Below are 23,033 nucleotides of genomic sequence, written 5' to 3'. Positions count from 1 at the left end.
ATGAGTCCGCGCAGCGCGCCCGGCGGCCGCCGGGTCCCCGGCGGACCCGCGGCCGTCCTGAGCCCCGCCGCTCTCGTGCGGGGCAGCCGCACCCCGCTGGCCCTCGCCGCCGCGCTCGCCTGGTGCTCGACCGGGATCTTCCTGGCCCTGCCCCGGGCGCTGAGCGGCATGGGCGCCGCGCTCGTCCGCGGCGAACCGGTGATCGGTCCCGTCGCCGCGCTGACCGCCCTGACCCTGGCCGCGTACGCCTGCCAGGCCGGCTGCGGACGGCTGCTGGCCCGCGCCGGGGAACGCGTCGTCCTCGGCCTGCGCGAGCGGCTCGCCCACCATGTGCTGCGCCTGCCGCTGCCCGACGTCCGCGCGCGGGGAACCGGCGACCTCAGCGCTCAGATCATCTTCGACACCGCCCAGGTGCGGGTGGCGCTGGAGTCCGGCCTGGTCCACCTTCCGGCGGCGCTGTTCGGGGTGCTCGCCGTCCTCACGGCCATGACGCGCCTCGACCCGCGGCTCACCCTCGTGGCCGTCGGCTCGTTCGTGCTCGTCGGCGGGCCGCTGGCCGGTGTGCTGGCCCGCACCCGGCGCGTGGTCGCCGCCCAGCTCCAGGCGCTCGGCCGCTTGAACCAGCGCCTCCTCAACTGTCTGCAGACGCTGGCGGTCATCAAGACCTGCCGCTACGAGGCGGCGGCCGCGGCCGCCCTGCGGCAGGCCGCCGCGGACTACGGCGCCGCCTCGGCCGCGGCCACCCGGTCGCAGGCGGTCGTGGGCCCGCTCGTCGGACTGGCCCAGCAACTGGCCGTGACGGCCGTGACGTTGACCGCCGCGCACCGCGTCGGCGCCGGGTCCCTGTCCCTGGAGACGTCCGGCACGTTCTTCTTCCTGCTGCTCTGCCTCGGCTCCCCGGTGACCGTTCTCGCCTTGGGCGCGGGGCAGTTGCGCACCGGGCAGGCCGCCCGCGCCCGGCTCACGGCACTGCTCGCCTCCCCGGGCGAGGAGGAGGCGGCGCCGCCGCCCCGGCCCGCCCATCGCTCTTCCGGCACGGGCGGTGGGGGAGCTTTGGGTGGTGGGGCGGCTGCGACTGGTGAGGTTGCTCTGGTCGGTGAGACCGTTCCGGTCGGTGAGGCTGTTCCGGCTGGTGGAGTTGGTGGAGCTGGTGGGACTGGTGGAGCCGTTGGGGCTGGTGGGGCCGTCCCTGTCGGTGGGGCCGCCCTTACCGGTGCGGCCGTGATCTTCGACGGTGTCACCTTCGCCCACCCCGACTCCCCACCGGTGCTGAGGAACCTCTCCTTCACCGTCCCCGCCACCGGCCTCACGCTCCTCGTCGGCCCGTCGGGCGCGGGCAAGTCCACGGCGCTCGCGCTGATCACCGGCCTGTTGCGCACCGAGCACGGACGGATCCACGTCCTGGGGCGGGAGATCGGCTCATGGCGGCTCTCGCGGCTGCGCCGCCGCGTCGCCTACGCCGAGCAGCACGCCACCGTGTGGGAAGGCACCGTCAGGGAGAACCTCCGGATGGGGTGCGGTCCGCAGGCGGGCGACGACGTGCTGTGGGACGCGCTGGACGCGGTCGGGCTGACCGAGACCGTCGAGGGTCTCCCGGACGGCCTCGGCACGGTGCTGGGCGGTAGCCGTGCGCTGTCCGGCGGACAGTGCCAACGGCTGTCGCTGGCCCGCGCGTTGCTCACCGGCGCCGACCTCCTCGTCCTGGACGAGCCGACCTCGCAGGTGGACACCGCCGGCGAACAGCACGTCTTCGGCACCCTGAGCCGCCTGGCCGCCACGCGGCCGGTGCTCATGGCCACCCACCGACCCCACTCGCTGCCGGGAGTGGCCCACGTCATCACGATCGCCCCTCCGCCGCCCGCGCGGGTGAGCCGCTCCCGCTCCGCGCGGCCTGGCGAGCCGGTCACTTCACGACCGTGAACGACCGGCCCCCGCCACCTGTCCATCACTTGCCCACCATCTGCCCACCACTTGTCCACCACTTCGGAAAACCGAAAGCCCCGGCCTGCAAAAGGAATGGTTCAGTCAATGGCCGACAAGAAAACCGACAGCGCCACGCTCACGGCGGACGAGACCCCCGCGGCGCGCCGCCTCACCGCACGCCTCGCACTGCGCCGACGCGACCTCCTCGGCCCCGCCGTGCCCTGGGGCCGCCACCGCCGGGTGGCGGCCGCGGGCGGCGGGGCCAGGGAGCGAACGGACGTCCTGGGCGCGGTGGCACGGTGGGCGTACCGGCACTGCCGGCTGGTCCTGGGCTCGGCGGCCTGCCTGTTCCTGCTCTGCGCCGTCGTGGGGCTGAACGCGGGCGACCGGTGGTCCAACGGCGGCGTCATCGCCGGCGGCACGGCCGCGCAACGGGCCGAACAGGCCGCCCAGCGGCTCGGGGCGGGCACACCGGACCTGGTCCTGTACGCCCGCTCCCGCCGCCCGGTCGACGCGCCCGAGGTGGCGGAGCGGGGCCGGCGGCTCACCGAACTGGCCGCACGGTCGCCGGGGGTCGCGTCCGCGCTGTCGTACTGGAACACGGGGCTGGACCCGCTCCGTTCCACCGACGGCAGGGGCGCGCTGCTGCGCATCGACCTCAAGGGGGGCGAGTCCGAGACCGCCCGTACCGCGCGGACCCTGGTACCGGCCCTGCGGGCCGCCGCCTCCGACCTCGACCTGTCGGTGAGCGGCCCCGCCTGGGTCAACGTGTCGGCCACCGACCAGGCGGAACGGGATCTGCTGCGTTCGGAACTCTTCGCCCTGCCGGCGGCGTTCGTCGTCCTGGCACTCGCCTTCGGCTCGCTGAGCGCGACGCTCGTACCCCTGGGCATCGGCCTGATCGCGGCATCGGGGGCCTGGCCCTGCTGGCGGCGGTGACCCGGCTGACGCCGGTCTCGGTCTTCGCCGTCAACCTCAGCTGCGCCCTCGGCTTCGGACTGGCCGTCGACTACGCGCTGTTCACCCTCTCCCGGTACCGGGAGGAGCGCGCCCGGGGGCTGGAGCCGGAGGCGGCCATCGGCCGGTCGATGTCCACCACCGGCCGCGCCGTGGCCTTCTGCGCCCTGACGATGGCCTGGTGCATGGCGTCGCTCCTCGTCTTCCCCCTGGGGCTGATCCGTTCGCTGGCCATCGCCTCCCTCGTCGTCGTGGGGTTCTGCGCGATGGGCACCCTGTTCCTGATCCCCGCCCTGGTGGCCGCCCTGGGAGGCCGGCTGGACGACGCGAGACTGTCCCTCCGGCGGCCGGGGCGTCCCCGCGCCGCCGACCCGTCGGGCAGCCCCTTCTGGCGCCGGGTCGCGGTCGCGGTGACCAGGCGGCCCCTGCCGTGGGCGCTGGCCGGTTCCGCCGTGCTGCTGGGACTGGCGGCGCCCGTCGCCGGGCTGCGGCCCGCGCTGATGGACGAGACCATCCTGCCGCGCCACGCCGAGGCCCGGTCCACCGCGGAAGCCGTCCGGACGGACTTCGCACACGCTCCCGACCGGCAGCTGACGGTGGTGCTGCCGCGGACCGACCCGGCGGCCGCCGCTCCCCAACTGGACGCCTACGCAAGGCGGTTGGCGGCGCTGCCCGGCGCCGCCCGGGTGAGCACCGAGGCCGGGGACTACGCCGGCGGTCGGCTCACCGCGCCACGGCACATCGACGCGGGCGGGCGGCACGGAACGCTGGTCGTCGTGTTCGCCGCGGACGCCCCCCAGTCACCGCGTACCGCCGCCCTGCTCAAGGCGGTACGCGCCACCGCCGCACCGGGTCCGGCCGAGGTCGCCGGCGCCGCCGCGCACCTCGCCGACACCAGACAGGCCGTGACGGGCGCCCTGGGCTGGTGGTCGGCGCTGATGCTCAGCGGGGTGTTCGTCATGCTCCTGCTCCTCACCCGCAGCGTGCTGGTCGCGGTGAAGGCCGCGGTGCTGGGCGGCCTCAGCATCGGGGCGGCGATCGGACTGATGGTGCTGCTCTTCCAGCGGACGCACGTCCTCGGGCCCCCGGCCGGCGGAGGCGAGAGCACGCTGGAGATCACCATGCCGCTGCTGGCGGCCGCCCTGGCGTTCGGCCTCTGCGTGGACTACGAGGTCTTCCTCGTCGCGCGCATGGCGGAGGAGTGGCGACGTACCCGGCGGAACACCGCCTCCATCGTCTTCGGCATCGAGCACACCGGCCGCCTGTTCACCGCCGCCGCCCTGGTCGTCGCCGTGAGCATGGGGGCACTGATGGCGGCCCGGATCAGTCTGCTGGTCGTCCTGGGGGCGACGATCGCCGCGATCGTGCTCCTGGACGCGACCATCGTGCGGGGTCTGCTCGTCCCGGCGGTGATGCGGCTGGCGGGCCGGGCGAACTGGTGGACGCCGACGTGGCGCGGGCGAAGGGGCGGGGAGGCCGCCCGGGCCCAAGGATTGCCGGCGCGCGAATAGGAAACCGCAGGCGAGGTCCCGAGGTCCCCACGTCTGGGAACCGCGGGCGAGGTCCCAAGGTCCCCACGTCCAGGAAACCGCCGGCGAGACCCCGAGGGCCCCACGCCACTACAGGAACGCAGGACATGGCACGGTACCGCCTCACCGACAGAACGGTCCTCATCACCGGCGCGACCGGCGGCATTGGAACGGCCGGCGCCCGCGCGCTGCACGCCCGCGGAGCGAACGTCGTCCTGCTGGGCCGCGACGCCTCCGCCCTGGCGGCCCTGGCGCGGGAGCTCGGAGCGGAACGAGCGCTGCCGCTGCGAGCGGACGTGACCGACCAGGCGGCCCTCGACGAGGCGGTGGAACGCGCCGTGCACCGCTTCGGAGGACTCGACGTCGTCTTCGCCAACGCGGGCACCGCGCCCACCCGCCCGGCCACTCTGGCGACGATCGACGCGGAGGTGTTCGAGCGCATCGTCGAGGTGAACGTGCTGGGCACATGGCGCACACTGCGGTCGGCCCTGCCGCATGTCATCGCCCGCCGCGGCCACATCCTCGTCAACGCGTCCGTCTACGCCTACGTCAACGGCGCCGCCAACGCCCCGTACGCGGCGTCGAAGGCCGCGGTCGAGCAACTCGTCCGCGCGCTGCGGGTGGAGCTGGGAGCGTGCGGGGCCACGGCCGGAGTGCTCTACGCGGGCTGGGTGAAGACCGGGATGACCCGGGTGGCCTTCGGCGGGGACCCGCTGGCGACCAGGATGCGCGAAGCCGCGTTCCCCCGCCCGTTCGCCCGGGCGATCACGCCCGACCTGGTGGCGGCCCGCGTCGTCAAGGGCATCGAACACCGCGCCGCCGCCCTCACCGTCCCCCGCCGCTGGCAAGCGCTCGGCGCCCTGCGCGGCATCGCCAACCCCCTCGTCGACCGCGCCCTGATCCGTCATGCGCGACTTCAGGCCCTGCTGTGGTCGTTGGAGGACGAAGGGGAGCGCCCGACCCGGCAGCCGGCCCCGGCAACCGGAGCCGGAGCCGGCGTCGACGGCAGGTAAGAGCGCCCGAATCGCCCGTCGACGTCGTACGGAGCCTGCCCGGCGGCTGAGCGGGCCGCCGGGCCCGACGGCGCTGTCGGACTCAGTCGAACAGCCGTGCCAGCGCGGTGTCGCCCGCCAGGATCCGCCAGGCGGGCACCCGCACGGTCCAGCTCACCGGGACGGGCTTGGCCCCATGCCCTCCGGAGGGCAGCCCGATGAGCAGATCGCCTCGCGCGTGGCTGAGCCGGAGGTGCCGCGCCGGGTCCTCACCGGTCGCCGGGCCGGTGTCGATCAGCACCGCCGTGTTCTCGCCGGCGTCGGTGAACAGCAGGTCCACCGGGTGTCCGCCCACCAGGACCGTCCGCTCCAGATCGGTGATGCCGCGTCCGGTCAGATACCGCTGCAGGCGGTCGGCGAGCGCTTCGCGGGCCGCGCTGACCGGGACGGGTGTTTCTGCCTCGGCCGTCGTACCGTCCTCGCCCGCTCCCAGCAGGGCCGAGCGCGCGGCGAGGAGAGCCGGCATGCCGCTCTGGTCCTGCCAGAAGGCGCGGTCGCCCACGGTGATCAGCTGCGACCTGGCCCGGGTGACCGCCACGTTCCACAGGTTGACCTGGCTCGCGACCCAGTGCGTGGTCCGGGGCGGTGTGTTGGGCGCCGCCACCGGGCTGAGCACCATCACGTCGCGCTGTCCGCCCTGGAAGGCATGGACGGTGCCGACCCGGACCCGGTCGTCGTCCCGCCACATCCGTGCCAACATCTCCTTCTGCGCCCGGAACGGCGTGACCACCCCCACCGTCGCGTCCGGCGGAAGCCCTGTCAGCAGTCCCTCGACCACACGCCGTACGGCCTCCGCCTCCACCGCGTTCCGCCAGGACCGTCCGTCGCCGCCGCGCGCCGATTCCCCCGACGGAACGTCGGCCCAGCCGAGCACCGGTGCCGGGTCGGCCGCCCCCACCGGGTCGTGCGCCGGCGCCTGGCGCCGCACGTCCGTCAGCACCCGCAACCGGCCGCCGTAGCAGTGGCGGTTGACGACGTCCGCGATCCGCGGATGGCAGCGGTAGTGCTCGTCGAGGAGCAGCGCGCTGTCACCCTGCTGTTCGGCCGCGTGATACGAGGAGTGCACGTGGTAGGTGAGGCGGTGGTGTTCCAGTTGCGCGGCGCTCAGCCCGGCCCGCAACCGTGCCTGCCGCTCCTGCTGCGGTGACACACCGGGGATGTGCCCGAGCTGCATGGGGTCACCGATGATCAGCGCCCGACGGGCCCGGAACAGCAGTGGCAGCACCGACGGAATGGAGCACTGGCTCGCCTCGTCGATGACCACGAGATCGAACAGCTTCGGGGTGAGCTCCAGCTGCCGCACCGAGTGGGTGCTGACGGCCCACCCCTTGATGCGCGACATCAGGTTCTTCTGGCTGCGCTGGTGGCCGGACCGGCGGCGGAGCGCCTGGAGCCGCTGGTTCATGAGCCCGCCGGCCCGGCCGAGGGCCTCCGCAGACTGCGCTCGGGACAGTTCCGCCGACAGGCCCGACAGTGCTTCCGCCGCTGCCAGCCGGGCCTCTCCGAGCCCTCTCTCGTCCCATTCCCCGTGTCGGCGGACGAGCTCCCGCACCGCCCGCTCCACGGACACGATCTCGGCCAGGGACTCCAGCAGTTCGGGCGGCACCGGCCGTCCCGTCACCCACTCCGGCCAAGCCGGTCCGGCATCCTCAAGGTGTTCCGCCCCCGCCCCGGCCAGGGCCGTGAGCGCGCGGCCACGCCGCCATGCCCCCAGCTGCCACCAGCGGGCCACGGCCGTCTTCCGCGCCCGCTCCGCCCACCGGCCCAGCGCTGCCACGCCGTCCGCGTCAGCGGCCCAGGCCCCTTCGAGCAGGGACAGGGGAAGTTCCAGGGCCGCGGCCCGCTCCTCACGGTCACGGAGCAGTTCCAGCAGCCGTGCTTCCTCGCCGACGCGGTGTGCCGCCTCCGCCCGCAGCCGGTCGGCCGTCCTCCGCGCGTTGCGGAGCTCGCCGCCCACAGTGGCGGAGCCACGGCGCGGTGCCTCGACCGGTTCGGCGAGCAGCCGCTCCAGTTTGGCCGCCTCCCGCTCCAGCGCCTCCGCGTTGCCCGTCCGCATCAGCAGACCGGGCGCGATGGCGTCGCAGCGCTGGGCGACGACGTCCACGGCCTCGTTGTTCGTGGAGGCGACCAGCACCGACTGCCCCGCCGCGACGCAGGTGGTGACGACCGCCGTGACGACCTCGCTCTTGCCCGTGCCGGGCGGCCCGGTCGCCACCGTCAGCGGCCGTGTCATCGCCGACGAGATCACCTGTTCCTGGCTCTCGTTGCACGGCCCCGGAGCGATGAGGGTCACCGGATCCGCCGCGGCGGCGGTCGTGGTCGACGGCTGCCCGGCCCCGCCGTTCAGCAGCGCGTCCAGGGCGGTGCCCGCGATCTGCTCGGTTCGCGTGGAGATCTGGAGCAGGTTGTCCACCAGCGCCTGGGTGGCCATGGCCTCCGCGCCCGAGGGGACCAGCAGCACGGCCGCGTTGTGCGCACCGGGCCGGAGGGCCTGCATGACCGTACGCTCGCTGAGCGCGGACGGATCCAGCGGTTCGAGTTCCGGCAGCCCCAGTTCCTCCAGCAACTCCCTTATGGCGCGCAGCATCTGCGCGTCGTTGCCCTCCTGCCAGGTCGGTTGCCAGCGGGCGACCAGGTCGACGGCGTCGCCCGCGTCCAGGAGTTCCGAGACGACACCGGTGTGCAGGGAGGGCACGCCGCTGGGCCGGAGCACGTCCCGGCCGTCCTCGTCCGGCGCCAGCTCCATCTGCTGGATGAGCAGCGGAGCCAGTTCCACCGTCGCGCGCCGCCCCCGGCCTCCGTCCCGCGCGGGCAGCGTGATCGCCGGATACCCGTACCAGTACTCCTGCCGCGTCCCCGTCTCGGTGGCCGAACCGGTCCGCCCCTCCTGCGGGCGGGGCAGCGATCCCGGGGCGACGACGTGAGGCCCACGGCCCGACTGGATGGTCTCCTGTCCCTGGGCCAGCAGGAAGTACTTCTCGTTCCGGCCGCCGTCCCGGTCGGGCCGCATGCCGGCCGCCGCCTGTGCCGTGAGGCAGTCCACGTAGTACCTCAGCAGCCGCTGCCGGTCGACTCCGTCCCGTTCGTCCGCCTCGGCCAGCTCCCGCGCCTTCATCAACGCGGGCGAGCGCCGGGCGGCTCCGGTGGCGTCGGTGGCGTCGTGGGGGAGCGCGGGAAGCCGCACCGGCCGTGCCACCGACCGGGCGAAGGGAAGGCTTCGGGTGGCCCTGAACGTGGACTTGGTGGGCCGCTGCTCCTCGGGCACGCCGGCGCGGGTCATCTGCGCGGTCAGGTAGTCGAAGAGATCGTCCGGAGTGATCCACCCGCCGTCCTTGATCCGGCCGTTGCGCAACCCCTCGACGATCTCACCGGTGAACCGCGAGGTGCCGAGGCCGGACCCGGGCGGCGCCATCGCGGAGGCCGCCTGGAGAGCGTCGGACGCGGTGATGAAGTACACGCCGGTGGGCCGCAGCAGAGTGCTCGGCGCGGGCCGGTCCGGCTCCCCAGAAGGGCCCTTGGCGGTCCAGCCCTGGACGACCGAACCGCTGGAACAGCAGTCGAGCAGAACCACTTTGGAGGCGGCCCGGCAGGACTGGAGCGTCCTTTCCAGGAACTCCGCCGGTACGGCCGTGCCCGGCAGGTCGGTGGGGTCGGTGTCCCGGGTCAGGAAGTACAGCTGGCCGTCCTGCTCGCAGTACTCGCCGTGCCCGCTGAAGTAGAGCAGCGCGGTCTCGCTGGGCTGCCGGGCCTCCAGGAACGTCTCGACGGCGTGCAGCATCTCCGCGCGCGTCGGCTCGGCGGCCAGGGCGCACTCGTTGTACATGCCGATCTCGGTGTTCTCCAGGACCGCCCGCATGTAGTGGAGGTCGGCCCGCACGGCGGGGAGGTCGGCGTACGTCTCACTGTCGTACGTGGAGACGCCGACGAGCAGGGCATGGCGGTCGTTGTCGGACATCGCCGCTCAGCCCGCCGTCGTGCCGTCGCCGTCGCCGTCCGTGAGGAACCGCTCGATCAGCGTGTCGTCCTCGCGGGCTTCCTTGCCGGTGATGTGCAGCGTCGCTCCGTCGGGCCGTTTGACGATGATGGTGCGCTGGGGGACCCGCGCCAGCCACGTCTGCACCAGGGCGGCGGCGAACGAGCCGGCGCTCAGCAGCAGTCCCACGGTCTCGGCGGACGGGCCGCCCTTGTCGCCGGCCCCTGCCGGCCCGCCGGGTCCGGGAAGGTCCAGCCGGGCCGTGGAGTCCGCGGAGGCGAGCGCGGCGAGCAGCTCGCGTGCTTCCTTGCGGGCGCGCAGCGGGTCCTCGTCGACGACGGAGATGCGGTATCCGGTGTGGTCGTCGTGCATGGCGGTGTCGTGTCCCCCCCCTGGGTTCACCGGCTCCTTGCCGGGTGAACGACACTAGCGCCCGGCACTGACATCGGAGTCCCCCGTTCGGCGTCGCCCTCCAGGCCGTTGGCGTGAAAGCGCCTGCCGATGGCCGGGCCTGACCGCCTCGGGTCGGGGTGGTTCTGCCCGGGCGGTCGTGACCGGCGCGCCTTCGCACGGCCACGGGATGACCGGCCGGCGGGGTGTCTCGGCCGTGGAAGTGATCAGACCCGTTGATCAGGCCCATTGATCAGGCCCGTTGAGCAGACCCGTTGAGCAGACCCAGGTCGTTCCGCGTCATCGGGCGGTCCCGTGCCGAGGGGCCGTGGGGAAGCGTCCGGCCCGGGTGCCGGTGACCGCGACGCGCGGAGGGTCGGAGCGCCGGAGCGCCGGAGGGTCGGAGCCGCGGGTGAGCCGGACGGAGAGGTTCCGTCCGGTGGCGCTCCGTGTCCTGTGGTGTCGGCGGCCGCCTGCCGTTCCCCGGTGCCGTGGAAATCCTGGCCGGCACACCCCCGTGCTAGCCTTACCCGTTTGCATCGTCGCCGTGTCGGTGCTCCCTGCGGTGTCCCAGGCTGGTGGCCGCGACCCGGCCGCGCCTTCCTCGGTACGGTCTCTTCGAAGGAAGGCTTTCTGTGAGCAGCGGATCAGCACGTGCCGACGCCCGACGACAGGACCGTGCGCCCGAGGCGTCGGGCGCCGCTCCGGCGCGGCCCACGGCGGGCTCCTTCGCGGAGCTGGGGCTGCCGGCCGAGGTTCTGCGGGTACTCGACGAGCGGGGTGTGACCACGCCCTTCCCCATCCAGGCGGCGGCGCTGCCGAACGCTCTCGCGGGACGGGACGTCCTGGGCCGGGGCCGCACGGGATCCGGCAAGACCCTCGCCTTCGGCCTGGGGATGCTCGCCCGGACGGCCGGGCGGCGCGCGCAGGCCAAAGAGCCGCTGGCGCTCGTGCTGGTGCCCACCCGGGAGCTGGCGCAGCAGGTCGGAGAGGCGCTCACCCCGTACGCCGAGGCGCTGCGGCTGCGGCTCGCGACCGTGGTGGGCGGAGTGTCCATCGGACGGCAGGCCGCCGCGCTGCGGGACGGCGCCGAGATCGTCGTCGCCACCCCAGGCCGGCTGCACGACCTCATCGAGCGCAAGGACTGCCGGCTGGGACGGGTGCGCATCACGGTCCTGGACGAGGCGGACCAGATGTGTGACATGGGATTCCTGCCGCAGGTCAGCGAGATCCTGGACCAGGTGCGTTCCGACGGGCAGCGGATGCTGTTCTCCGCCACTCTCGATGGCGACGTCGACGAACTGGTGCGGGGCTACCTGCGCGACCCCGCCGTCCACTCCGTGGACCCCTCGTCCGGCGCGGTGTCCGCGATCGAGCACCACGTCTTCGTCGTGCACGGCCCCGACCGGTACGCGGTGACCACGGAGATCGCCGCCCGGGACGGCCGCGTCCTGCTCTTCCTGGACTCCAAGCACGGCGTCGACCAGCTCACGCGGCACCTGCGGGCCGCCGGCGTGGCCGCCGCCGCCCTGCACAGCGGGAAGTCCCAGCCGCAGCGCACCCGCACCCTGACCCAGTTCAGGAACGGACAGATCACCGCGCTGGTCGCGACGAACGTCGCCGCACGCGGCCTCCACGTCGACGACCTCGACCTCGTGGTCAACGTCGACCCGGCCACCGACCCCAAGGACTACCTGCACCGCGCGGGCCGCACGGCTCGCGCCGGCCGCTCCGGCACCGTCGTGACGCTCGTCCTGCCCGGGCAGCGCCGCGAAGCGAGCCAGGTCATGGCGGACGCCGACGTCGCTTCCAAGGTCACCAAGGTGCGCTCCGGCGAGGCGGAGCTGAGCCGCATCACCGGCGCCAGGGCCCCCTCCGGCGAGCCTCTCGACGGCGGGCCGGCCGTGTCACGCCCCAAGAACCACAACACCCCGTTCCGCGGCCTGGGCAGCACCAAGGACACCAAGAACGCCTCCGGCGGCAAGCCGTCCCGCAAGACCACCGAGGCCCGCAAACTCGCAGAGGCCCGCAAGGCGGCCCGCGTGCGGCGCGGCGGCTGAGCCCCGGCTAGGCAGTGTCTGATGGCTCTTTGATGAGGTCGCGGAGCCAGATGACGATGGCGGCGGTGGCCAGGGTGCCGCGGAAGATGAGTCACGTTTGTCGTACCTGGTCGCCACGGCCCGGTGTTGCTTGAGTTTGCCGATGCAGCGTTCAACGGTGTTGCGTCGGCGGTACTGCTCGCGGTCGAAGGCCGGGGGACGTCCTCCGGCCCGGCCTCGCCGGCGGCGGTTGGCACGCTGGTCATCCGGTTGCGCGATCGTGGCCTTGATACCGCGTTGCCGCAGGTAGGCACGGTTGGCGCGGCTGGAGTACGCCTTGTCGCCACGGGCCCGGTCAGGGCGGGTGCGGGGCCGGCCCTTCCCGGTCCGGGTCACTTTCAAAGCCCGTATGAGCGGGATGAACATCGGGCTGTCCCCGCGCTGGCCGGGTGAGGTCAGCCAGACCAGGGGCCGGCACCGGTCGTCCGCCAGCAGGTGGATCTTGCAGGTCAGTCCGCCCCGGGATCGTCCCAGCGCCTCACGTCCCCCCGCCTCCTCACGGGCGCCGCCCCCTTTTGCGGATAGTCGGCAGGGGGACGCCGCCGGGCTCCGGCCGCATGCTGGTGGGCCCGGCAGGTGGTGGAGTCGGCGTTGACCGCCCAGGAACCGTCCGCGTCCCGGGCACTGGTGTCAGAGCCTGCTTGCAGCGCGCGCAGGATCTTCACCCAGGTGCCGTCGGCCGACCAGCGCCGGTGGCGCTCGTAGACCGTCTGCCAGGGACCGTAGCGTTCGGGCAGGTCACGCCAGGGAATCCCGGTCCGCGTGCGGTACAGCACACCGTTGACCACCGTGCGGTGATCGGCCCACCGCCCGCCAGGCCCGCCCCCTTCGGGCAGCAGCGCAGCGATGCGTTCCCATTGAGCGTTGGTCAGTTCATGCCGCCGCACCATGCCAGGCTCCTGCCCGCAACGGCGGCAGATCCACCATCCAGGCAAGAGCCATCAGACACTGCCTAGCGGACGCCACCGCTTTCTGCGCAGGTTCGGCGGGGCTGCTCATCGGTGGACTGGAACTGGTCCGCACCTTCGTCCATTCGTCCTGCTGCTCTTGATCGCAGCGGTTCCTTCGAGGGTGCGCCGATGGAGGTCTTCGTCTTCGGGGACTGTGTACCCCTTTGTGCACCCCAAGCGGTCGACGCAACGTGTGGTCGTCGCCGCGCATCCGGATGAGCTTCGTCGGTTCGAGCAACGGCGCCCATTCCGGCCCGTGAGCTACTGCCGCTCTGCAACGGGTTCGGGCGCGCACCGCTCGTAGCAGCAGCGCGCGCCCGAACCCTTCTCACCTTCCTGACTTGCACCGGGATAGTGGTTGTCGTCTCTATGCTCAGGCAGTCAGTTAGGCAAGGTCACTTGAGGAGTTCGATGCCGCCGTGGTCGCCGTTTGCGTCGACGTCGGGGTAGAGGCCGAGGTTTCCGTTGTTCCAGCTGATCAGGATGTCGTTGACGCGGTCGTCGTTGTGGGTGAAGGCGCCGGTGGTCAGGATGTGGGCGTTCTTCCAAGCGGTGCCTGCGTCGCGGATTTTGGTGCGGCCGTGGTAGCCCTTGGCGTCGACGCCCGGGAAGACGCTGGTCTCGCCGTCCTTCCACTGGATGAGCAGGTCGGAGGTCGGCTTGCCGTTGAACTCGCCCGCGCTGATCTGGATGGCGTTCTTCCAGGAGTCGGCCGCCGGGGAAAGTTGGCTGTAGCCGTTCAGTTCCTTGCTGTGGATGTCGGTGTACAGCGAGGTGGAGCCGTTTTCCCACAGGACCAGGACGTCGTCGCGTAGGCCGTTGCCGCTGTAGTTGCCGATGGTGATCAGCCGGGCGTTGTTCCAGAAGTTCTTGGGGTCCAGTTTCAGCTTCTTCTTCAGGGTCCTCTCGTCGTGGGCGCCCTTCAGGTCGAGGTGTCCGTACTCGGTCACCTCGGCGTCCACCCACCGTACGAAGAGTCCGTCGGTGCCGCTGCCGGCGAAGTTGCCCGCGGCGATGGCGCGGGCGTACTTCCAGTCGCTGCCGGCCTTGGCCACTTTGTGTTCGCCCGAGAACGGTGTCTTGGGGTCGGTGCTGTCCGTTCCGGGAAAAATGCTGGCCGAGCCGTCCTTCCAGATGACGAACAGGTCCATGCGGCGCTTGGCCGCCGCGCCGGAGGCGTTGGTGAAACGGCCGGAGGCCAGGTGGGCGACGTTCTTCCAGTCGGCCTGCTTGAGAACATCCCGGTAGGCGACGGAGCGGATCCATCCGGTGATGTCATCGACCCGGGTGTTCGCAGCGGTCCTGCTGGTGACGGTTTCGTCAGTGCCGAAGCAGCCGCCTTGACCTGACATGCTGTTGATGCCTGCCAGTTCGTAGCGGCCGCCGATCTCTCGGAAGGCCGGCCCGCCGGTGTCCCCCTGGCAGACGGCGGCGTTGGGGGTCTTGCCGGACAGGTCGATCGAGGTGCTCTTCACCGTGTCCACGGTGAATCGTGCGTGGTGCAGCCGGTCGGGGACCCACTCGTCATGGGTCCGTCCATAGCCCGCGACCCAGAGGCCCTCACCCGGCAGTACGGCGTTGGCACTGAGGCCGACGGGGGCGATGCCGTCGACCGGCGTGGCCAGTCGTGCCATGACCACGTCGCGGTCGGTACGGGGGACGAGTTCGACGACCTCCGCTACGCTGCCGCCGCCACGGGTGAGGTCGGTGCGGCCGATGGTGGCGATCGTACGCATCTTCGGAGTGCCCGCCTGCACTGCCAGACTCTTTGCGGGGTCGTCGGCGAAGCAGCTGGCGGCGGTGACCAGCCACTGCTCCCCCACCAGCGCGGCCGAGCAGCTGCGCTCGCCTCCGATGTCGAGCTTGGCCGTGAACGTGAACGTGTCGTCCTTGGCCGGCTCGCCGACCACCGCGTGCGCGGGGGCGGCTGACAGCAGGGCCGCCGTTACAGCGGATACGGCAAGTCCGGTCATCCACGCAGCGCGCGGACGTATGCCAGGCATTCTGTTATTCCTCAGCGAAGTAGTGGTGCGGGAAGTCACGCGATGGCCGGATTGAGTGGTTCGTGAGCCGGGCCGCGTGAGGTTGAAGGCTGTGTCAGCCCTTGACGCGCAGCTTGACCAGGACGGCGGGATTTCCCGTCGGGTTGGCGCCCTGGCCGACCACGGTGGTGTCATACTTCGGCACTCCGACCTCGGTAGTCTGGCCCTCGCTGGTGAGACTGGCCTGGACGAGGTAATTCCCGGCGGTGATGGAGATGACCTTCGGTACCTCCAGCGTGAGTTGACCGGTCTTTCCGGTCCCCGTGACCTTGAAGCAGTATTTTCCGCGGTCAACGTTGTCCAGGTTGTTGGTGTTGACCACGATGTCCTGCGTCACAGCGCAGTCGGACAGCAGAATGTGGCCGTCACCCTTGCGGAGCGCGATTCCGCGCTCTTTGAGGATGTTCGCCGCGTTGGGGTACTCGAAGCCCTCAACTGCATAGGACAGGGCTGGATTGCCAGCGGGAACTGTCGAGGGAGCTGCCGTGCTGGTGGTAGCGCCTACGACCAGCGCGACAGACGCAACTCCGGTAGAAACGGCAACACGTGTTCCGCGCAGGAGGGATCTCACGGGGGTCTTCCTTTCGGCGGAGAGGATCAGGGGCAAGGGAAGCCGCATCACGCACGGGGTGAGAGCGGTGCTGATCGAATCTATCATCTAGGTAAGGTGCTAGTTGCATGTTTCTGATGTGGCATCAGTCTCGACTCCCTACAGTTTGGGGTCATCCGACTTGACGCGACGACACTCCACTGCTTAACGCTGCCCACTTTGCCTCCGTGGGGGTTGGCCTGTTCCAGACGCTCCATGTGGTGACCAACCATCCTCCGACTACTATCTCCAGTGACCCTGACTGCGCGTCAGTTCGCTTTGGCTAATTCATGAAGGTAGCTCGTGAGATATAGACCTTGCTTGAAGAGGATGAGGAGCGCGCCTGCGTTCGTCATACGTCTGCTGTGCATGACCTTGTTGCCCTTGGCGCTTCTCGCCGGACTGCTTGGTACTACTCCGGCCAGAGGGGCGGATGAGTGGGACCCAGATGATTTCGACATCTCTGATGAGCTCTGGAACACCGACCGCGGCATTGTGGTCGAACGGTGGTTGACCGGCGGGCCGGGCGTTAAGGCGGCAGCTGAGGCAGCGCTCCTCGGCTCCGATGAGGACGTGCGTCGCTTCCTCGACCGCGAGGAGAAGCTGGCCCAGCTCGGGGATGAGCGTGTTGCGACGGCCCAGATTTATAACATGGGCGGGCCGACGTTGCGTGAGGCTGCTCAGAAGGTTCTGGTCGAAGGGTCGGACGAGGAGATAACGAAGTTCCTCACGGAGGGGTGGCAGACTCCCTTCGAGGCCGACCAGCGCATCCTGGTCACGCAGGCGATCAACGAGGGCGGCCCTACCCTCAAAGAAGCTGGCCAGAAGGCGCTTCTGGGGACGGCCGACGACATGGCCGCGTTCTTGGAAGACAAGCAGTTCATCGCGCGCGAGGCCGATGAGCGGCTCCGTCTGGTCCAGATCCTGGGAACCGGTGGCCCTGCCACGAAGGAGGCTGCTCAGGTCGCGTTGAAGGGATCGCCCGAGGACGTCCGTGAGTTCCTTGCCGTGGGCCAGCACATCGCCGGCATGCGCGATCAGGAACGGGCCAGTGTTGCCCAGCTCGCGCAGCGGGCGAAGGAAGCCGGTCAGGTGGCCAAGCGCCAGACAGAGGCGGCGGAACGGGCTTCCGAACGGGCCATGAAGGCCTCTGATCTCGCTAAGCAGCAAGCGAAGAAGGCCGCCGAGGAAACCCAGGCGGCGGGCAAGGACACAGCCCGCGCGGCACGCTCGGCTCGTCAGGCCGCGACCGCGGCGCAGGGCGCCGCCAACGCCGCTCAAGAGGCCATCGGCGCGGCACAGGCGGCCAATTACGCGGCGCGGATGGCCTCCACCGCCGCGGCGAACGCTGCGGCTGCCGCTGCTGGTGCCGCCGAGGCCGCGGCACGGGCGCGCAATGCCGCCGCCAACGCGGCGAAGGATGCGGGTCGGGCGGGCGACGCGCGCAAGGCTGCCGAGAACGCCTACGCGGCCGCGAAGGCAGCCGACCTGGCCAGGGATGCCGCGAAGCAGGTGGGTGTCGCGTCGAAGGCTGCCGAGAAGGCTGCGGGTGCGGCCGCGAGTGCCAGCGCCAACGCGCAGGTGGCGGCAGGCGAGGCGGACCGGGCCGGTGGCCTTGCCGGAGTGGCCGACGCGGAGGCGGCCCAGGCTCGGCAGTGGGCGGCGACCGCTCGTAGCCGTGCGGCTGAATCGGCTCGTGCGGCCCAGCAGTCGCAGGCGCTGGCCCGTGAGTCGGCGGCCGCGGCGGACGAGGCGGCGAAGGCCGCGGACTCGGCGGCCACGCACGCCCGTAATGCCGGCAAGGCGGCAGAGGAGGCTGCCAAGCACGCCGGGGAGTCGTCGACCGCTGCCAAGCAGTCGGCCGCCCATGCCGCGGAGGCCAAGAAGGCGGCTAACGCCGCGCTTGACGCGGTGAAGACCGCGCGCAAGGTGGAGGGTGTCGCCCGCAAGGTCGAGGCTGAGGAACTCAGGGCCCGCACCGCTGCCAGGGTCGATCAGGCCCGGGTCCTTCGGATCGAGGGAGAGCGGCGTCAAGCCGAGGTGGAGCGCGCCGACAAGGAGCGCAGGGAGCTTGACGAGGAGGCCGACCGCCTCGCCGTCGAAGCGGCCAAGCCCGGCGTCGAGGTCAAGGAGGCCGCAGCCAAGGGCCGCAAGGTCGCCTTGCGTTCGCTGAAGACCGCGGGCCCTTGGAGCCAGGCCGCCGCCAAGCTCGCCCTCGCGGGTTCTGACGACGATGTGGTCGAGTACCTGCGGACCGGGCGGCAGGAGGCCCGGCAGGAGGACGAGCGCGCCGATGTCCAGCACCTCGCCGAGGACAGCGGACTGGAATCGGTCCGCAAAGCGGCCAAGGAAGCACTCAAGGGCGACGCGAAGCAGGTATCCGAGTTCCTGCGCACCGGTCAGCACGAGGCCGCTCTGGGCGACTACCGCCTGCGCGTAGCGCAGATCGTACACACCGCGGGCCCGGAGCTGAAGAAGGCCGGCCAGGACGCGCTGCTGGACAGCTCCGCCGACAAACTCCGCGAATTCCTCAACCGCACGCAGCACATCGCCCGCGAAGCCGACGAACGCACCAGTGCCGCCCAGCTCATCAACACTGGTGGGCCCGAGGTCAAGGCAGCCGCCAAGGTCGCGCTCGAAAGCCCGCCGGAACTGTTGCACCAGTTCATCGAGACCGGCCAGTACGCCGCCGCGCGTCTGGACAACCTTACGGCCACCCACGTCGCCACCGTGCAGCAACTGATCGCGGGCGCCGCCCAGACGGCGGCTCTCGCCCAGGAGAACGCAGCCCACGCCGCGGTCGTCGCGGCTCAGGCCGCGAGGGCCAGCACGGAAGCGGACGCCGCTGCCAAACAGGCCAAGGAATACGCCGGCCAGGCCAACAGCTTCGCCGGCCAGGCACGCCAGTACGCCAAGGCGGCCGAAGCCTCGGCCGCCGAAGCCGCGAAATCCGCACGAGCCGCTGGTCAAGCGGCACAAGCAGCGGCGGCTGACGCAGAAGCCGCAGAAGTCTACGCCGCAAGGGCCACTGAATCGGCTCGCTGGGCCCATGACTCGGCTGATACGGCCTACGCCGCCGCCGCGGACGCCCGCCAGTCCGCCGCACAGGCGGGCCAGGACGCCGCCGCGGCGAAGGACGCCATCACCAAGATCAAGATTCGTGTCCGTGACCTGAAGGCCGCGGAAAAGGCCATGAGAGAGGCCCAGGACAAGATCGCCGGCGCCTCGTCAGAGCTGGCCAACAAACTTCTTCAGTACAAAAGCGTCGAGGAACAGGCCGGCGGCCAGGAGGAGAAGAAGTGCCCCAAGTGGGACCCCGGATGCTGGACGGGGGTTGCCGGCGTCATCGCCAAGATCACACCACTGAGTGGCATATCTGGGTGCTTCCATGACCCTGGAATAAACCTCGACTGCGCTGAACTCATCCCGGGCCCGGGCGGGAAGGGCGCCAAGTGGGCCGCCAAGGGCGGAAAGTGGGTCTTCGGCAAGTGGGGCAAAAAGGAGGTCGAAAAGGAGGTTGGAAAGACAGCAGGTAGGGGACGTCGTCTGTCTGGCTGCAAGTGCTTCCTGGCCGGCACCAAAGTCCTCATGGGCGACCGCTCCACCCGCAACATCGAGAACATCAAGATAGGTGACCAGGTCCTTGCAACCGACCCACTCACCAGCCAAACCGCCCCCCGCCGGGTCACCCGCACGATCGTCACCGACAGCGACAAACACTTCAACGAACTGACGATCACAACCCCCAACGGCCTGGCAAAGCTGACCGCCACTCACGAGCACCCCGTCTGGGTACCCGACAGACACCGCTGGCTCCCCGCTCGCGCGCTTACCCCCGGAACCATCCTCCGCACCAGTGGCGGAGCCATCGCCCAAGTCAAGGCCAACCACGCCTACTACCACCATGCCCGCACATACAACCTCACCGTCGACGACCTCCATACGTACTATGTGCTAGCGGGCGCCACGCCGGTCCTCGTTCACAACTCGAATGTTCTTTGCGGAACCGCAGCTCTCGAGAACGGGGACTGGCAGCACATTGTGGACCGCCATCGACCCGGTGGTGCGCTGATCGACGACGAGGCGGGCATCCTTATAGGAAAGGATAAGAAGGTGCGCCGGAGAATAATTGAGACCATAAATCGCGGCACCCCAAAGTCAAACACTCAAGGGCGCCCGGGGCATATTTACGAATGGGACTTCGGTAGTGTCGTGGGTAAGGCTGGTCCGGCAAATGGGGGCGGGGACTTGACTAGAATCCGTGTAGTCGTGAAGGATGGGAAAGTTGTCACCGCTTTCCCGTTCTAGACGACAGAGCGCCTGCGAGTGAGGAAAAAAAATCATGGTTCACCTTTCCTTCTCTATCCCGGAGCGGAATTCTCCATGGCGCAGGACCTGGGAGATTGCGAAGCGCGGGTGGGAGCCTGCGAGTCTCGCGGAAATCGACCTCCGATACAAGTGCTTCGGCGTCAATGTCAATATGACCATAGACGGTGTGGAAGTCATCTCCGGGAGAAGATTTGTGACGCTCGTGGATCTAGCTCTTTCGCTCTCTTGGGCGGAGAGGCGTATTTCAGCAGGAGAAGACGCAGAGTTCGGCTTCACAGAGAGCGAAGAGGTTGTCCGCCTGCATTGCGACGGGAGCCACGTTGTCGTAACATCGTCGTGCCGTCCCTGGCGGGTTACCGTCGAGCGTGGAGAGCTCGCGAGTGTTTTCTCCAGTTTCCGTCGTCAGGCGCATTCGTGTCTGACATCAGAGGTCCCTGGATTGGCTGCGAATCCGGTGATTCAGCAGATCTTGCCGGAATAGGGCCTTTATCTGAATGAGTGCAGGGTGATACTTGGAGCCCTTGCCAGAGTCACTCCGGCAAGGGCTCCTCGAGGCTTTGGCGGCTGGGTCAGCAGCGGCTGCTGTGACGTACGGGCCATCAGGAGCGTCGCCGACCCTTTCCTGCCTGGTGTTGATGGGTCACGGGGGTATCAGTGCTATGGCACTGAACCTCAACTCGTGATGTCGGCTATGGTGGCCTCCACCTGCGCCATGAGACCTGCGGAATAGGGTTCGCGTCCCCTCGGCTGTACTGCGATCGTGAGGACGTGCCAGAGGACCAGAAGATGCAGTCGGCCGCGCCGATCACAAAGTGGTCTGCCGGGTCGATCCGGATCACGAGCCGCACAGTCACTGAGCCTTTTTCATCTTGGCTCTTGAGGGGTGAAACGGGAGGTCAGGTGGGGTGACGTGGCAGGGCCCCTTGTCGTTGTCGTGGTGATTCCACTCATCACGCAGCGTCCAAGGGGCCCTGTTGGTTCCGTATTCTTCCACGCTCGATGTCCCGCACGAGCTTGTCGAGCATGTCTCGTGGCTGATCCACGCCCGCCGGCTCGAGCTCAACTCGAGAGGTCGGAGGCTGGGCTGCTTCAATCAGGCCCTGCTGGTGCTGGCGCATCTGCGGAAGAACGAGACGTTCGCGCAGGCGGCAGCAGGTGGATCAACGACCTCCTCAAGACACCCGACTGATCACAACCTCACCTCGCCGCTGCCGAACGAGCCGTCCACGACGTGCAGGACCTCTCGCGCGGCCACCTCCGCCTCGCGGTCACCCCGACGTTCACCGCCTACCTCGTCGGCTCGGTCGTCGCCGAGCTCCACGCCCGCCACCCCGGCATCACCCTGACCGTCACCGAAGCGACCCAAGACCGCATCGGGGCCGGCCTGGCCGACGACGAGATCGACCTCGGCATCGCCTTTACCGGGCCCCACCCGCCCGGCATCAGCGCCACGCCGCTGTCCACCGAGACCCGCAGCCTCGTAACCAGAGCACAGCACGCCCCCGCCACCGGCCGCCAGCCCACGCCGGCACAGGATCTCGGCCGGCAGCAACTGACGCTCCTGAGCGCCGACTTCGTCACCCGAAGCCATATCGGCGCCTACTGAGTGGTGTGCATCGTGAAGTAGCAGGTCACGGGCCTGGTGTGATTCTGTACTCCGGTGCTCGTGCTGGTCGCGCGCGGCAGCCTGCCGTGTAGATCATCGGGCAGGGAGGTCTTCGCGGGTTCTGGCCCGTTCCGGCCCGCGATGCTCCTACGCTCCCGGGCATGGTGGACCCCGCGGTACTGGAACGGATCACCGCGCGCCGCGCGGAACTGGACGGGCTGGAAGAACAACTGGTCAAGCAGCTGGACGAGGTGAGGGCAGAGCGGGACGAACTCGCGGTCGCCGAGCGGGTCCTGGCGCGGATGGGTGAGCAGATCGCTGGGGAGCGGGCTGCTGCCGCACCGGTGTCGGCACAAGTGGCGGGGCGTGCGGTGCTGCTGGTCCCGCAGCGGTGCGAGAACCCCGACGAGGGCGCGCTTCCCGGATCCTGGCGGTCGTGCGGGCCGCCGGCGGTCCGGTACAGGTGCGGGCTGTGGGTGAGGAGCTGGGCCTTCAGATGGAGGTACGCGGGAAGTTGGAGCCGTCGCGGGCGAAGCTGGTCAAGCTTGCAGACCGCGGCTGGCTGCACAAGCGCGCCGACGGGAAGTTCACCGCGCGCCTGTAGCCGGTCCGGCGGGCACGCCGACCGGGCATAACTGGAGTCCTCCGGCGGCAGTTGAGTTTGGTGTGAAGAAAGACAGCAGCCTCGCCGAGGGCCCCGACGGTCTTGTCTGCGCCGCCCGGCTGCCGCTGTCGAGCGCCACCTTGAACTGGCTCGCCGACCTGATACGCGGCCACTGCAAGAAGATCGGATCGCGGTCGCGGGCCCTGTCCGCGGGGAAGATCGCCGGGATCGTGCTGGCGGTACTGCGCTGTGACCAGCGGCCCGGCGACCTGGCTGGCGGGAACGGGGTCCACCGCACCACGGTGTCCCGGTGGGTGCGGGAAGTCGTCGGGCTGCTGGCCGCCCGCGCCCCGCGCCTGGACCGCGCGCTGAGGAAGATCGCCCGATCGGGTGGCGGGGTGGTCCTGCTGGACGGCTCCCTGATCCGCACCCGCCGCCGCACCGGGACCGAGGACCGGAAAAACTACTCCGGCAAGCACAAGTCCACGGCCTGCTCGTGATCGCGCTCACCGACGACAAGGGCCGCCTGGTCTGGGTGAGCGCGGTCCGGCCGGGACGCACCTTGGAGATCACCGCGTGCCGCCACGACAAACTGACCGCCCATCTGCGCGCGGCCGGCCTCGGCGCGATCGCCGACCTGGGCTTCGTCGGCCTCGATGACAGTGGTCCGGACGCGGACCCGGCGGTGATCACCGGCTACAAGGCGGCCCGCAACCGGCCCCTGAGCAGGGGGCAGAAGCTGTCCAACAAGGCGCCGGCCGCGGTCCGGGCGCCAGCCGAGCACGGCTTCGCGCACCTGAAGAACTGGCGCGTGCCCGGCCAAGGTCCGCACCGACCCGAGGTAGGCGACCGCACTGGTGCGGGCCCTGCTGGTCCTGACGAACCGAGAAGTCGCGCGCCGACCGACGATCTTCACCCAAGTCACCCGCCCACAACCAGCGTGAGCACCCCGAGGGCGACGCACACGAGGCTCGTGACCTGCTACTTCAC

General features: G+C 70.4%; 11 protein-coding genes and 4 pseudogenes. 10 read left to right on the top strand and 5 right to left on the bottom strand.

The annotated features are described in order from the left end of the window. From ACQEVS_RS04795 to ACQEVS_RS04780, 4 genes are all read left to right on the top strand, one after another. Window positions 1–1,920 (top strand): ABC transporter ATP-binding protein, encoded by a 1,920-nt coding sequence (locus tag ACQEVS_RS04795; RefSeq protein ID WP_433015637.1) that lies wholly within the window; start codon window positions 1–3, stop codon window positions 1,918–1,920. A gap of 108 nt (window positions 1,921–2,028) precedes the next feature. Then, window positions 2,029–2,862 carry an MMPL family transporter gene (locus ACQEVS_RS04790; RefSeq protein WP_433015634.1) on the top strand — a complete coding sequence of 278 codons (834 nt, stop codon included), beginning with the start codon at window positions 2,029–2,031 and terminating at the stop codon, window positions 2,860–2,862. Then, window positions 2,859–4,391 (top strand): MMPL family transporter, encoded by a 1,533-nt coding sequence (locus tag ACQEVS_RS04785; RefSeq protein WP_433015631.1) that lies wholly within the window; start codon window positions 2,859–2,861, stop codon window positions 4,389–4,391. Before ACQEVS_RS04790 ends, ACQEVS_RS04785 begins: the two co-directional genes overlap by 4 nt. A 125-nt stretch (window positions 4,392–4,516) precedes the next feature. Continuing rightward, window positions 4,517–5,422, top strand: a complete 906-nt coding sequence (locus ACQEVS_RS04780; protein ID WP_433015629.1) for a short-chain dehydrogenase/reductase — start codon at window positions 4,517–4,519, stop codon at window positions 5,420–5,422. Window positions 5,423–5,504: 82 nt separating this feature from the next. On the opposite strand, the gene ACQEVS_RS04775 is transcribed toward ACQEVS_RS04780, so the two are convergent. Together ACQEVS_RS04775 and ACQEVS_RS04770 are read right to left on the bottom strand one after the other, a co-directional pair. After that, window positions 5,505–9,416 carry a caspase, EACC1-associated type gene (locus tag ACQEVS_RS04775; protein WP_433015626.1) on the bottom strand — a complete coding sequence of 1,304 codons (3,912 nt, stop codon included), beginning with the start codon at window positions 9,414–9,416 and terminating at the stop codon, window positions 5,505–5,507. 6 nt (window positions 9,417–9,422) lie between these two features. Next, window positions 9,423–9,806, bottom strand: coding sequence for an effector-associated constant component EACC1 (locus ACQEVS_RS04770; RefSeq protein WP_433015623.1), 384 nt, complete (start codon window positions 9,804–9,806; stop codon window positions 9,423–9,425). A 653-nt stretch (window positions 9,807–10,459) separates the two neighbouring features. Here ACQEVS_RS04770 and ACQEVS_RS04765 point away from each other — a divergent pair. Further along, a complete protein-coding gene (locus ACQEVS_RS04765; RefSeq protein WP_433015620.1) occupies window positions 10,460–11,884 on the top strand; it encodes a DEAD/DEAH box helicase in 1,425 nt (474 codons plus the stop codon). 7 nt (window positions 11,885–11,891) lie between these two features. On the opposite strand, the pseudogene ACQEVS_RS04760 reads toward ACQEVS_RS04765, so the two are convergent. From ACQEVS_RS04760 to ACQEVS_RS04750, 3 genes and pseudogenes are all read right to left on the bottom strand, one after another. Then, window positions 11,892–12,813 (bottom strand): annotated as a pseudogene (locus ACQEVS_RS04760) (IS5 family transposase). Window positions 12,814–13,268: 455 nt separating this feature from the next. After that, window positions 13,269–14,846 (bottom strand): S1 family peptidase, encoded by a 1,578-nt coding sequence (locus ACQEVS_RS04755; protein WP_433015617.1) that lies wholly within the window; start codon window positions 14,844–14,846, stop codon window positions 13,269–13,271. A gap of 124 nt (window positions 14,847–14,970) precedes the next feature. After that, window positions 14,971–15,486, bottom strand: a complete 516-nt coding sequence (locus ACQEVS_RS04750; protein WP_433015614.1) for a hypothetical protein — start codon at window positions 15,484–15,486, stop codon at window positions 14,971–14,973. 387 nt (window positions 15,487–15,873) lie between these two features. On the opposite strand from ACQEVS_RS04750, the gene ACQEVS_RS04745 reads away from it, so the two are divergent. The 5 genes and pseudogenes from ACQEVS_RS04745 (at window position 15,874) to ACQEVS_RS04725 (ending at window position 22,888) form a co-directional block, all read left to right on the top strand. After that, on the top strand, window positions 15,874–19,812 hold the full coding sequence (locus ACQEVS_RS04745; protein WP_433015611.1) for a polymorphic toxin-type HINT domain-containing protein: 3,939 nt from the start codon (window positions 15,874–15,876) through the stop codon (window positions 19,810–19,812). 955 nt (window positions 19,813–20,767) lie between these two features. Further along, a pseudogene (locus ACQEVS_RS04740) lies at window positions 20,768–20,990 on the top strand (IS5/IS1182 family transposase); the annotation flags it as partial. Between the two features lie 44 nt (window positions 20,991–21,034). Further along, a pseudogene (locus ACQEVS_RS04735) lies at window positions 21,035–21,436 on the top strand (LysR substrate-binding domain-containing protein); the annotation flags it as partial. A gap of 475 nt (window positions 21,437–21,911) precedes the next feature. After that, on the top strand, window positions 21,912–22,043 hold the full coding sequence (locus tag ACQEVS_RS04730) for a hypothetical protein (protein WP_433015608.1): 132 nt from the start codon (window positions 21,912–21,914) through the stop codon (window positions 22,041–22,043). A 62-nt stretch (window positions 22,044–22,105) separates the two neighbouring features. Next, window positions 22,106–22,888: pseudogene (locus ACQEVS_RS04725) on the top strand (transposase family protein). The last annotated feature ends 145 nt before the right edge of the window (window positions 22,889–23,033 follow it).

This window comes from Streptomyces sp. CA-181903 (genome assembly GCF_050937075.1).
GTDB lineage: Bacteria > Actinomycetota > Actinomycetes > Streptomycetales > Streptomycetaceae > Streptomyces.
Note: the sequence above shows the minus strand (reverse complement) of the source record. Positions and strands in the feature narration are given on the sequence as shown.